This window comes from Acinetobacter sp. SCLZS86, assembly GCF_021560715.1.
GTDB classification, from domain to species: Bacteria; Pseudomonadota; Gammaproteobacteria; order Pseudomonadales; family Moraxellaceae; genus Acinetobacter; species Acinetobacter towneri_A.
The window spans coordinates 2950927-2963195 of the sequence record NZ_CP090864.1 but is presented as its reverse complement, the minus strand read 5'-3'; the positions used below and the strand labels follow the sequence as shown (position 1 = coordinate 2963195).

Annotated in this window: 11 protein-coding genes; 8 read left to right on the top strand and 3 right to left on the bottom strand. The window is 42.5% G+C overall.

Features of this window, described 5'->3' with window-relative positions; genetic code table 11:
• Nucleotides 1-113: 113 nt before the first annotated feature.
• From glmM to recJ, 3 genes are read left to right on the top strand one after another with little or no spacing between them, the layout of a single operon-like run.
• Nucleotides 114-1445 (top strand): phosphoglucosamine mutase, encoded by a 1332-nt coding sequence (gene glmM, locus LZP46_RS14185; RefSeq protein WP_236094172.1) that lies wholly within the window; start codon nucleotides 114-116, stop codon nucleotides 1443-1445.
• 12 nt (nucleotides 1446-1457) lie between these two features.
• Nucleotides 1458-2114, top strand: coding sequence for a pyridoxamine 5'-phosphate oxidase (gene pdxH / locus LZP46_RS14180; RefSeq protein ID WP_236094171.1), 657 nt, complete (start codon nucleotides 1458-1460; stop codon nucleotides 2112-2114).
• 13 nt (nucleotides 2115-2127) lie between these two features.
• Nucleotides 2128-3831: a single-stranded-DNA-specific exonuclease RecJ gene (recJ, locus tag LZP46_RS14175; RefSeq protein ID WP_236094170.1), complete on the top strand. Its 1704-nt coding sequence runs from the start codon at nucleotides 2128-2130 to the stop codon at nucleotides 3829-3831.
• 58 nt (nucleotides 3832-3889) lie between these two features.
• Here recJ and LZP46_RS14170 read toward each other — a convergent pair whose 3' ends face one another.
• Complete coding sequence (locus LZP46_RS14170) at nucleotides 3890-4645, bottom strand: putative porin (RefSeq protein ID WP_178318894.1); 756 nt, start codon at nucleotides 4643-4645, stop codon at nucleotides 3890-3892.
• Nucleotides 4646-4818: 173 nt separating this feature from the next.
• Nucleotides 4819-5601, bottom strand: a complete 783-nt coding sequence (locus LZP46_RS14165) for a putative porin (RefSeq protein WP_236094169.1) — start codon at nucleotides 5599-5601, stop codon at nucleotides 4819-4821.
• A 572-nt stretch (nucleotides 5602-6173) separates the two neighbouring features.
• On the opposite strand from LZP46_RS14165, the gene prfB reads away from it, so the two are divergent.
• The 5 genes from prfB to LZP46_RS14140 all read left to right on the top strand — a co-directional run bounded on the left by prfB (nucleotide 6174) and on the right by LZP46_RS14140 (nucleotide 10918).
• Nucleotides 6174-7269, top strand: a protein-coding gene (gene prfB, locus LZP46_RS14160) for a peptide chain release factor 2 (RefSeq protein WP_096901669.1) whose coding sequence is annotated in 2 segments (ribosomal slippage) — nucleotides 6174-6245 and nucleotides 6247-7269 — 1095 coding nt in all. Because the reading frame shifts where the segments join, the coding sequence is not laid out codon by codon here.
• 166 nt (nucleotides 7270-7435) lie between these two features.
• Nucleotides 7436-7735, top strand: coding sequence for an ArsR/SmtB family transcription factor (locus LZP46_RS14155; protein ID WP_016658749.1), 300 nt, complete (start codon nucleotides 7436-7438; stop codon nucleotides 7733-7735).
• Nucleotides 7736-7755: 20 nt separating this feature from the next.
• The gene (locus LZP46_RS14150; protein ID WP_236094168.1) at nucleotides 7756-8835 is read left to right on the top strand and encodes an alkene reductase; all 1080 of its coding nucleotides are present in this window, start codon (nucleotides 7756-7758) and stop codon (nucleotides 8833-8835) included.
• Between the two features lie 86 nt (nucleotides 8836-8921).
• A complete protein-coding gene (locus LZP46_RS14145) occupies nucleotides 8922-10202 on the top strand; it encodes a 3-deoxy-D-manno-octulosonic acid transferase (protein ID WP_236094167.1) in 1281 nt (426 codons plus the stop codon).
• A 2-nt stretch (nucleotides 10203-10204) separates the two neighbouring features.
• Nucleotides 10205-10918, top strand: coding sequence for a 16S rRNA (uracil(1498)-N(3))-methyltransferase (locus LZP46_RS14140; protein WP_236094166.1), 714 nt, complete (start codon nucleotides 10205-10207; stop codon nucleotides 10916-10918).
• On the opposite strand, the gene LZP46_RS14135 is transcribed toward LZP46_RS14140, so the two are convergent.
• Nucleotides 10892-11878, bottom strand: a complete 987-nt coding sequence (locus LZP46_RS14135) for a mechanosensitive ion channel family protein (protein ID WP_236094165.1) — start codon at nucleotides 11876-11878, stop codon at nucleotides 10892-10894. The genes LZP46_RS14140 and LZP46_RS14135 overlap by 27 nt on opposite strands.
• Nucleotides 11879-12269 lie beyond the last annotated feature (391 nt).

Below are 12269 nucleotides of genomic sequence, written 5' to 3'. Positions count from 1 at the left end.
TATCGTTTTCAAATAAAAGCCGTCATCTATATGACGGCTTTTTCATTTTTGGTGTAAAGTAACTTGCAGTAAAAAAGTGATGATAAAGATCACCTCTAAGAAGTGAGAACAATATGAGTTATTTTGGTACAGACGGCATTCGAGGGAAGTTCGGAGAGTTACCTATTACACCTGAATTTGCATTAAAACTGGGTTTTGCAGCAGGTAAAGTTTTAAAAAAGCACACCAAAAAAAATAAACCAATTGTGGTATTGGGTAAAGATACGCGTCTTTCAGGCTATATTTTAGAAGCAGCATTACAGGCGGGTCTGAATGCCGCAGGTGTATATGTGCATTTGTTGGGCCCATTACCCACGCCCGCCATTGCACACTTGACCCGTGCCTTACATGCCAGTTTAGGCATCGTGATTTCAGCATCACATAACCCGTACTTTGATAACGGAATTAAATTTTTCTCCGGTGAAGGGAAAAAACTTCCAGATACCTTGCAAGAAGAAATTAACCAAGAATTACAGCAAGAGTTAAAAATTGAAGACACAGCCAACTTGGGTAAAAGTGTTCGTGTAAAAGATGCCAATGGGCGTTATATCGAGTTCTGTAAATCGACCTTTCCATATCATTTAGATTTAAATGACCTGACCATTGTGGTCGATTGTGCCAACGGTGCAGCCTACAATGTTGGCCCTGCGGTATTCCGTGAATTAGGTGCGAAAGTGATTGCCATTCACAATGAGCCGAATGGTTTAAACATCAACGAAAATTGCGGCTCAACCCATCCTGAAAGTTTGCAAAAAGCGGTGCTTGAGCATCAGGCGGACTTGGGTGTTGCATTTGATGGCGATGCAGACCGTGTAATTTTGGTAGACCGTCATGGCAAGCAAATTGATGGTGACCATATTTTATATATTCTTGCCACGCAAGGCTCGAAAAAACCTGCAGGAATTGTTGGGACATTGATGAGCAATATGGCTTTGGAATTGGCTTTAGAAGAAGCCCAAGTGCCATTACTCCGTGCCAAAGTAGGCGATCGTTATGTGCTGCAAGGTCTGGAAGAAAATGGCTGGGTGATTGGTGGTGAGCCATCGGGGCATATTTTGACTTTGGATAAGAGCACTACAGGGGATGCAATTATTGCTGCCTTACAAGTGTTAACGGTGATGGTCGAACAAAACAAAGCTCTGCATGAATTGGTGACAGATTTTAAACTGTTACCAAACGTGCTAGAAAATGTACGCTTAGCAAATATGTTTGACCCTTATACTGTCCCTGCTTTGGTTGCAGAGTTTGATCGTGCCACGGAGCAGCTGAAAGGTCGTGGACGCTTATTAATTCGTAAATCGGGCACTGAACCTGTGATTCGTGTCATGGTGGAAGGTGATGATTTGGCTGAAGTGCAGGCATTGGCGAAAAATTTAGCAGCTGCTGTACGTCGTCATGCCGTCTAAAGGGGGCAAATCATGAGTGATTTAATTAAAGATTTAAGTGAGCTGCGTTTAAGTTACCAAAAAGGTGAATTGCTAGAAGCACAGGTCAGTGCCAATCCGCATATTCAGTTTTTGAATTGGTTTAACCATGCTTTAGACGCTAAATTACATGAACCCTATGCCATGTCATTGGCAACTGCCAATGCGCAAGGTCGTCCGCATGTGCGTACCGTGTTGCTGCGTGGAGCCACCGAAGCAGGTTATGACTTTTATACAAATTATGACAGTCAAAAAGGGTTAGATTTAGCTGCCAATCCTTATGCTGAATTGTTGTTTTACTGGCCTGAGCTAGAACGTCAGATTCGTGTCAGCGGCTATGTCGAAAAAATTGATGAGCAAGAGTCGACTGCGTATTATCACAAACGCCCGCGTGACAATCAGATTGCTGCGCATATCAGTACCCCACAAAGTGGTGTGATTGCCAGCCGTGAAGAATTACAGGCGCGTTTTCAAGACTTGCATGCCCAAGTGGGTGATCAATCTGAATTGCAAAAACCCGTATTTTGGGGTGGCTACCGATTGCAGCCTGATTATTACGAATTTTGGCAAGGCCGTCCGAACCGTTTGCATGACCGCTTAGCTTATGAAAAAATTGAAGGTGAGTGGAAACTACAACGTTTGATGCCTTAAATAACTGGAAAATATGTCAAAAATTCTAATAAAACAAAGACCTTTACTTACACGCCCTGAAAAATTTCAGGGCGTCTCTGCATTTGTTGCCCAAATTTTAGCGCGACGTGGCGTTGCATCTGAGCAGGAGCTAGAGCTTAAACTGAAGCACTTGCTTGCCCCAAATATGAAGGGTCTTCCTGAAGCAATTCAGTTGATGGATCAGGCGATTGATCAGCAGAAAAAAATAGTGATTGTGGGCGATTACGATGCCGATGGTGCTACCAGTACCGCATTGATGATGTTGGCCTTACGCGACATGGGCGCACACGTACAGTATTTGGTGCCTGACCGCTTTAAATATGGTTATGGCTTAACTCCCGCCATTGCCAATTTGGCTTTTGAGCGTTATGCCCCTGATTTATTAATTACTGTAGATAACGGAATTTCCAGTCATGAAGGTGTGGAGCGTGCGCAAGCTTTGGGGATGCAGGTCATCATTACCGATCACCACCTCACCACAAAAGCCACTCCAAATGCAGAGGCTGTGGTGAATCCGAATCAATTGGGTTGTGATTTCCCAAGTAAAGCCTTGGCAGGTGTGGGCGTGGCATTTTATGTGTTGGCCAACTTATCCAGTCAGCGTAAAAAACAGGGTAAATCTGCTGCAAATTTAACGCAATATTTAGATTTGGTGGCTTTGGGCACCTATGCCGATGTCGCTAGTCTGGATTATAACAACCGTATTTTGGTGGATGCAGGCTTGAAACGGATACAGCAGAATTTATGTCGTCCTGGGATTAGCGCATTGCTGGATTTGGCAGGACGTGAACCCTCACAGCTCAAAGCGCAGGATTTAGGTTTTGTTTTGGGGCCACGTATTAATGCTGCAGGGCGCATGGAAACCATGGATATTGGAATCGAGTGTTTACTGGCAACGGATATGCAAAGTGCCTATGCTTTGGCACGTCAGTTAAATAGTTTGAATCAGGAACGTCGTCAGGTTGAAGGGCAAATTAAACAAGATGCGCTGGCAGAATTGGAAAAGTTACAGTTAGATCAAAGCGATTTACCGCATGCTTTGATTATGTTTGAAGAACATTGGCATCAAGGCGTGATTGGAATTGTCGCAGGACGTTTAAAAGAGCAGTTCCATCGTCCTGCGATTGTATTTGCTGCCGATGAAGATGCTGAGCATATTAAAGGTTCGGCCCGTTCAATAGAAGGGGTTCACATACGTGACACCATTGAATTGGTCGCAGAGCAATATCCACATTTGGTTAGCCATTTTGGTGGGCATGCGGCTGCAGCAGGCTTGACCATTAAAAAGACGCACTTTGCAGAATTTAAACAGGTCTTTGAACAGATCATTGCGCAAATGGATGCAGATTTATTTCATGCTGTGCTGTGGACAGATGGTGAATTGCCGCAAGAGGATTTTCATTTACACACGGTAGATTTACTGCAGCAGTTGGCACCGTGGGGACAAAAATTTCCGCAGCCTGTGTTTGAGGGACGGTTTAGAGTGGTCGATTTTAGATGGTTGAAGGACAGTCATTTAAAATTGCGTTTAGCATTGGACAATGGACAAGTGGTTGATGCGATTGCGTTTGGTGCCAAAGACAAATTTGAATTTAACCCGATGCGAGATGATGTGCGTTTGGTTTATGAATTAGAGCGCAATGTGTTTAATGGCAATGTCAGTTTACAACTGCAGATTGTACATTTGGAGCAGTAGCCCAAATAAAAAAATCCGCTCAAATTTGAGCGGATTTTTTTGCTTTTAATTTATGGAATTAGAAGCGATAAGCAGCACGAAGACCGAAGACATTTGCATTTTCTTCAAAGTCAATAGAGCCTTCTAGGCTGACTTGTTGATTGAAGAATTTTTTAGCACGAATTTGGAAGGTATCATCTTCACCGTCATCGGTATAACCGAGGCCAATGCTAAATGTTTTGTCGAGATATAGATCAGTACCTAGGGTGAAAATTTCATCATCAGCAAAAATAACGCCACCTTCAAAGTTCATGTCGTATGCACCGACTTGAGTAACATATTTAGCGCGTAATGTTGCATCAGAATCATCAGTATTATCGTTATCAAAACCAGCAATACCCGCTGCAATGAGTAAACCTGAAACTGGAAGGTAACCTAACTCAGCTGTATAACTTGTAGTGTCAAAATCCTCAGAACCATCTTTTTCAATTGTTGATTGACCAATGCTAGCACTTACATAGAAGTCTGTATTTGGAACAAAATATTCAACACCGATACCAAAAGTTGTGCTTTCGGCTACATCAAAATCCATATAACTAATAGCGGCACTAACGTTGCTCGCACGATTTAAAAACGCAGCTTCATTTAATGGTGAGTTCTTCACTTGAACTGGATTAAAGTAAAAAGTTCCATCAAGCGCAAAACCTGTAGACGTATCTGCATTTTCATAATCAGGATCAATCACTAAAAGTGATCCAACAATTTCAGCTTGATATGCATGAGCAGTACTTAAACCAGCAAGAAGAGCAGTTGCAAGCGCAAGTTTTTTAAACATTATTGAGATTCCCTCTGTTATAGAAATATGACTGTTTTGTTACAGTTGTTGCTGATTGTACGGAAAATACTCAGCACGTTAATGCACTATTTCTACCTAACTGCTTTATTTTAGGGCATAAAAAAACACCCTTCCGAAGAAGAGTGCTGTTTGAATATCTAATTAGGCTAAACTTAGAAGCGATATTTAGCTGCGACACCAAAGCGGTTGTAGTCATTGTTACCAACTTCACCAAAGCCTACACGACCTTCCAAGCTGACTTGTGGTGTAAAGAATTTACGTGCATTAATACCAAATTCGTTAGTATCACCGTAGTCACGATCTTTACTGTAGTAGTCTACACCTAGACTTAAGGTTTTATCGATGAAGTAATCTGCCGCAAGATTATATTCGTCTAAATCACCAAAACCTGCGCCTGCTTCTAAGTTGATATCTTTACCATTGCTTAGAGAAGTGACATATTTAGCGCGAAGCGTAGGATCGACACCGTCGTCATAATCGTTGTCGTAGCCTTTTAGACCTGCAGCAATTAATAAACCTGGTGCGGGTAAATAACCGACTTCAGCGCCATAAACAGTCTCATCAAAATCGCCACCGCGGTCAAATTTCATATCGTCGCGACCAACATTACCACTCACATAGAAATCTGAGTTAGGAATGTAAACTTCAGCACCTACGCCGTAACGATGACGTTCATCATTACCGACTTCGTCATATTGGTATTTGGCATTTACGTTGCTAGCACGATCAAGGAACGCTGCTTCTGCCAAAGGTGCATTACGGGTTTGTACAGGGTTAAAGTAATAAGTACCATCTACACCGAATGAACCGCTTGAACTGTCGTTGTCTGGATCAATCAGTCCTGCTGATGCACCAATTTCAGCTTGGTATGCGTTCGCAGTACCAGTGATAGCCAAAGCTGAAAGTAGGGCTGATGCGATTGCTAATTTTTTCATGGAAAGTACCCCTCTGAAATCTGGTTAACAGTTAAACTTTTTGTTACAACTTTTAGTCTAGGCAAAAAAAAATCAGCGTCAATCACAGGAAAGTTACCGCATTGTTTCAAGCGTAAGTTTGTGTAATATTTTGAGATTAAGTGATTGAAATAAAAATGAAATAATTAAATGTTTTGTTTTATTAAAACTATGTGTATTTTGTGAATTTTACTAAAATTGATCATTAAATCATCAAACTTGTTTCATCTTTGTTTTATTTTGGCGGGTTGAAGCAATTACCATACACCACTTTTTAAGCATGTTTTCAGCTGAATGTGTCAGGCAAAAACTCAGCGCGATAGATCAGCCATTAAGATAAACATCAGTGTTAATCGTGCATGCTATTTTAGGTTGGATATCATCAGGCTTTCACTTTAAAAGTTGAAAGCGATTTTTATTTTTAACCTTATTTAGCATTCAACCTATAAAAGTTGAAAAGTTATGCTGGAATTTACAGCAGGGTAGAAATGCCAGAACAGGTCTGTGCTACAATTATCAGTTAATAAGCTTCATTGTTAATTGAGAGAATTTACGTGGAAATTAATCCTTATCTAAACCAATTAAAAGACTTGAACGAACGTAGTCAAACACTACGGGGGTATCTTTGACTACGATCTGAAAAAAGAGCGTTTAGAAGAGGTTCTCCGCGAGTTAGAAGATCCTGCAATCTGGAATGATCAAAGTCGTGCGCAAGCCATGGCCAAAGAAAAGGGCGAGCTTGAAAACGTGATTCATGTCCTAGAAGGTTTGGCGACACAGTTAGAAGATGCCCAAGCCATGTTGGACTTAGCTGTTGAAGCCGATGATGAAGATTTATTGGTGGATGTGCAGTCTGAATTGACTTCTGCTGAAGAAGAACTGGCGAAACTAGAATTCCGCCGTATGTTCAGTAATCCAATGGATCCAAATCCATGCTATGTTGAAATTCAGGCAGGTTCGGGTGGTACAGAAGCGCAAGACTGGGCATCGATGCTGTTGCGTATGTATATGCGCTGGATTGAACGTCACGGCTTTAAAGCAGAATTGATGGAAGAATCGGATGGTGATGTGGCAGGGATTAAATCTGCGACCATTCGCGTTGAAGGCGAATATGCCTATGGTTGGTTGCGCACTGAATCGGGTGTACATCGTTTAGTACGTAAATCGCCATTTGACTCAGGTAACCGTCGTCATACGTCATTTTCTGCAGTGTTTGTTTCACCAGAAGTGGATGACAACATTGAAATTGATATTAACCCTGCCGATGTTCGTACCGATACTTACCGTGCTTCAGGTGCGGGTGGTCAGCACATTAACAAAACCGACTCTGCGGTACGTTTAACCCACGCACCTACAGGTATTGTGGTTGCTTGTCAGAACCAGCGTTCACAACACGCCAACCGTGACCATGCGTGGAAACAATTACGTGCCAAGTTATACGAATTGGAAATGAGTAAACGTAATGAGGCGGCTCAAGCACTGGAGGACTCGAAGTCTGATATTGGTTGGGGCAGCCAAATTCGTTCTTATGTATTGGATGATTCACGTATTAAAGACTTACGTACAGGCGTGGAAACTTCAAATACAGGTGCAGTTTTAGATGGTGATTTAGACAAGTTTATTGAAGCCAGTTTAAAACAAGGCCTGTAAGTTTAAATTTACAGGACCCAATAAGTCTGCCCAATTCGGTTGATCTGCTTAAATTGTTTAAATAATTTGTATAAATCGTAAAAAATCGATATTAATATCGAAAAAATACGATATAGTAAGGGCAGCTGCTGAATTGGGCTTATATTTACGAATATGTGTCTGAATGATGGATGTCGATTTAATCTTTAAAGCCTTAGCCAATCCTACCCGTCGGCAAATTTTAGAATGGTTAAAAGCACCAGAACAATTTTTGTCGATCGATGAATGTGGCGACTTTAAGCGTGGCGTATGTGCAGGACACATTGAGCGTTTGGGCAACGTGTCGCAATCGACCATGTCAAATCATTTATCGGTACTGCAACAGGCAGGTCTTATTCGTGCAGAAAAATATGGACAATGGTCATATTTTTCTCGTAATGAAGCACTCATTCAGCAATATGTCGAATATTTGAAACACTCACTTTAACTGTGAGATTAGAGGCAAAAATGGCTGAATTAGACTCTCCTTTGGTTTTGGGTGATCTGCATCTTAAAAACCGTGTGGTGATGGCACCTTTAACCCGTAGCCGCGCCAGCGATGACCGTGTTCCAACGCCAATGATGGCAGAATATTATGCACAGCGTGCCAGTGCAGGTTTGATTCTTTCAGAAGCAACAGTGATTTCTGAAGAAGCCAATGGCTATTTGAATACTCCAGGATTGTTTACCTATGCTCAGGTCGAAGGCTGGAAAAAGGTCACTCAAGCCGTTCATGAGAAGGGTGGTCTGATTGTTGCCCAGCTTTGGCATGTTGGTCGTGTATCGCATCCGGATCTGTTAAATGGTGAAACACCAGTTTCTGCAAGTGCAGTACAACAAGCGGGTCATGTCAGCTTGTTACGTCCAAAACGTCCATACGTTACGCCACGTCCTTTGGAAGTTTCTGAAATTCACGCGATTACCGAGCAATATAAGCAAGCCGCGATTCGTGCTAAAGAAGCCGGTTTTGATGGTGTTGAATTACATGCTGCCAATGGTTATCTGATTGACCAGTTCTTGCAAAGCAAAACCAATCAGCGTGAAGATGAATACGGCGGTGCTGTGGAAAATCGTGCGCGTTTCTTGTTAGAAGTGATGGACGCCTTAATTGAAGTCTGGGGCGCAGGTCGAGTCGGTGTGCATTTAGCACCACGTGGCGATGAGCACGACATGGGAGATGATGATCCACGTGAAACCTTTGGCTATGTCATGCAGCAATTGGGGCAGCGTAAAATCGCCTTTTTCTTTACCCGCGAATATTTAGCCGAAGACAGCATTTCCCAAGAAATGAAAGTACGTTCAGGCGGTGTGCCATATATCGCGAACATGCGTTTAAGTCGTGCTGATGCCGTGGAATTATTGGCTTCGGGCAAGGCTGATGCGGTGGCTTTTGGTAAGGCGTATATTGCCAATCCAGACTTGTATGAGCGTTTATTGGTAGATGCACCTTTAAATGAACTCAAACTAGAAAACATGATTGGCACTGCTGTTGCAGAAGGCTATATCGATTATCCAACTTTGGCTGAAACACAACACGCTGTAGAATAAAAGCCCGTATAGCGCCACACATGCAATTAACATGCGCGTGTGGCTCTGTTATATTTTGCCGACAGTCTTTCTTTAGGGCGCATCTTTTGGCAACTCCATTATGGTATAACGCAGCCTTGTCGCTGTTAAAACCGATTTATCGGTCACGTATTCGTAAACGTGCCGAACATCCTGAGCAATTACAACAAGAACTGCTTGAGCGTTTTGGCCCATTTCAGCCAGCTAAAAATTTACATGCCATCTGGTTTCATGTGGTGTCGGTAGGAGAAACCAATGCCGCGCAACCTTTAATTGAACATTATTTAAAAGCGGGACATCCGGTTTTAGTCACCAATACCACCAAGACGGGGCAGGCGCGTGCCAAATCATTATTTTTAAAAGCACCGTATTTAGATTTATTTCAAGCCGTATATTTACCTGCCGATCAGGTGCATCTAATTCGTGAGTTTTATCAGAAATATCAGCCTAAATTATTGGCACTGGTCGAAACAGAATTGTGGCCAAATTTGATTGATCAGGCGCAGCATTTTCAAGTCCCGTGTTTGTTGATTAATGCGCGGCTTTCGGAAAAATCCGCCAAAGGCTATGCCAAAGTTAAAGGATTAACACGTGGCATGTTGCAAAAATTGCAGCAACTTTTGGCGCAAGACCCTGCCACACAGCAGCGTTTTATTGCATTGGGGATGCCTGCAGAGCGTACAAAAGTGGTGGGTAATATTAAATTTGATATTACTGCACCAGAAGATTTTGTAGAGCAAGCCGCGCAGTTGCAACAGACATGGCAATTGGCACATCGCAAAATTATTACCCTTGCCAGTACCCATGCGCCTGAAGAACAGCAATTATTGACTGCACTGAAACCTTATTTCGCACAGCATCCTGAACTGTTATGTATTGTTGTGCCGCGCCATCCAGAGCGTTTTGATGAAGTGGCTATGCAGGTACAAAAACTGCAACTCAATATACAGCGCCGTAGCTTGGCTGAAGCGATTCAACCTGAAACACAAGTGTATTTAGCCGATAGCATGGGTGAAATGTGGTTGTGGTACGCCTTGAGTCAGGCCTGTTATGTCGGTGGTTCGCTGAATGAACCTGGCGGTGGGCATAATATTTTAGAGCCTTTGGCCTTAAATGTCGCCACGGTATTGGGCAAAAATTATTTTAACTTCCAAAGTATTGTGGATGAGTTTGTTGCAGCAGAAGCCGTGTATGTGGTCGAAAATGCTGAACAAGCTGTAAATACGTTAACGCAATTGTTGTTTGAACCTGCGTTGCGTGCTCAGCTGAATCAAAATGCTCAAGTGATTATGTATAAAAATCGTGGCTCTTTAACTGAGCATATTCACGTGATGAATCAGTATCTTTAAATATGAATATCGTTTTGATTGACCCGCGACAGACCACAAATGAAGTGTGGTCTATTAGCGCCCAGCGCCAAGTGCAGCATTTGCATACGCATGTCGGTGTGCAAGTTGGTGACACCTTGAAAGTCGGGATTCGTGGTGGCAAGCGTTATTTGACCGAAGTGGTGGAAGTCAGTGAGCAGCGGATTCAAGTCAAAGCCCTGCGTGAAGAAGCTGTACCGAAAAAACTGCCTGTGACCCTGATTGTGGCTTTGCCGCGCCCCAAAGTATTGCGTCGTTTAATTATGGATAGCGTGACGCTAGGTGTGGAAAAAATTATTTTGTTGCACAGTTATCGGGTCGATAAAAGCTATTGGCAAACACCATTTTTGCAACAACTCGATCAATATGTAACTTTGGGTTTGGAACAAGCAGGCGATACCATTGCACCTGAGATTCAGCTTTATAAACGCTTTAAACCTTTTGTGGAAGATGTTTTACCCAGTTTGATTTCTGCCGATTGTCCTGCTTATGTGGCGCATCCTTATACTGATCAAGCTATGCCACATGCCATTCAACATCCATGTAGTATTGTGATTGGTCCTGAAGGTGGATTTATTCCCTACGAAATTGATTTGCTCGAAAAAAACGGCTGCCAAGCGCGGCACTTGGGCAACCGTATTATTCGTACTGAAACCGTTGTTGCTTATGTTTTAGGGCGTTTGTTTAGCACGGGCTGAATCATCTTCATTGACTGTTGCATCACCACGATAAACTTTCACTTCCTGCACAGGATAAGGAATGGAAATATGATGTTCGGCAAAAGCGGCAATTACCCGTTCCTGCACTTCACTGATGGATGCTGAGGTGGTAGTTTCCGTCGTATTGACCCACCAACGCACATTTAAATTAATCGAAAAATCGGCCAGGGCAGTGACATTGACGCTAAATGCAGGTTGGCTCAAGATTTTGATGTCACGGTCTAAAATGGCCAAAATAATATCTTTGGCTTTTTGCACGTCATCTTCATAACCAATACCCACCACAAACTCGCAACGACGACGGGTGTAAGCTGTATTGACCGTTACTGCACTGGTATACACTGTCGCATTTGGAATCACGATACGACGCCCATCGGGAGAGCGCAAGAAGGTTGCACGAATCTGAATATCTTCTACCGTACCTTCCATATTATTTACGATGATGTCATCACCAATTTTAAATGGCTCGCCAAGCAAAATCAGCACGCCCGATAGTAAATTCTGGAAAATATCTTTAAAAGCAAAACCAATTGCAACAGAGCCTAGACCTAAGGCACTCATGAGTTGGCTAGGGGTGAATCCTGGAATCGCAATCACCATCGCAATCAGAAAGCCAAAGAAAATAATAGCGGAACTACCAACCCGATTCAGCACCAAAACCAGATTTTGTCGGGTATAGGAGCGATTGTTTAGGGTCTTACGGATAGACCATTTGAACACGCGAGCAAGCAGCCAAAATACAATCAGCACTACGGCTGCAATTATCAAATACGGCACACGCTCCCAAAATCCTTCCATAATTTTGTCGATGGTTGAATAGGCGTCATTGTACTTGGCTGTATGATTGATCACGGTTTGCGTAGTTTTTTCAGTGGCCTCATGCAACAGTTGACTGGTATTTTCAGAAACTTCACTGAGTGAGGGTTTGGATTCTGCCACGATAATTCCGAATTCAAAATGAAGCGACTATTTTGCCTGAAAAACTCAATTTGGTTAATGCAGCAACGCTTACTTGCGAGTATTTTAGACAACTTGGATAGATGTGATGTGTGTACTATTTTGTAGCACTTAAACTGCTGGTTGTATGTTGTTTTTACTTTAAGATAGGGTCGCAGGTATGAATGATTAGCTGCGTAAAAAAATGTTAATACTCACGGTTATTGGGCGATATTTTGTTTAAAAATAATGCAATGTGCAGTACAGTGGAATGTGAACCTGAAAAGTATGAATGCAAGAACATGGCATTTGATCAACGCTTTGGCATGCTATTTTTTGTATAAAACTTATGCGACTAAAGCCGAATGGTGAGCCATAAAAAAGAAAGTTCATA

What these genes read in the sequence shown, in the direction of transcription:
- glmM (WP_236094172.1), top strand. Translation starts at nt 114, where the DNA reads ATGAGTTATTTTGGTACAGACGGCATTCGAGGGAAGTTCGGAGAGTTA.
- pdxH (WP_236094171.1), top strand. Translation starts at nt 1,458, where the DNA reads ATGAGTGATTTAATTAAAGATTTAAGTGAGCTGCGTTTAAGTTACCAA.
- recJ (WP_236094170.1), top strand. Translation starts at nt 2,128, where the DNA reads ATGTCAAAAATTCTAATAAAACAAAGACCTTTACTTACACGCCCTGAA.
- LZP46_RS14170 (WP_178318894.1), bottom strand. Translation starts at nt 4,645, where the DNA reads ATGTTTAAAAAACTTGCGCTTGCAACTGCTCTTCTTGCTGGTTTAAGT.
- LZP46_RS14165 (WP_236094169.1), bottom strand. Translation starts at nt 5,601, where the DNA reads ATGAAAAAATTAGCAATCGCATCAGCCCTACTTTCAGCTTTGGCTATC.
- LZP46_RS14155 (WP_016658749.1), top strand. Translation starts at nt 7,436, where the DNA reads ATGGATGTCGATTTAATCTTTAAAGCCTTAGCCAATCCTACCCGTCGG.
- LZP46_RS14150 (WP_236094168.1), top strand. Translation starts at nt 7,756, where the DNA reads ATGGCTGAATTAGACTCTCCTTTGGTTTTGGGTGATCTGCATCTTAAA.
- LZP46_RS14140 (WP_236094166.1), top strand. Translation starts at nt 10,205, where the DNA reads ATGAATATCGTTTTGATTGACCCGCGACAGACCACAAATGAAGTGTGG.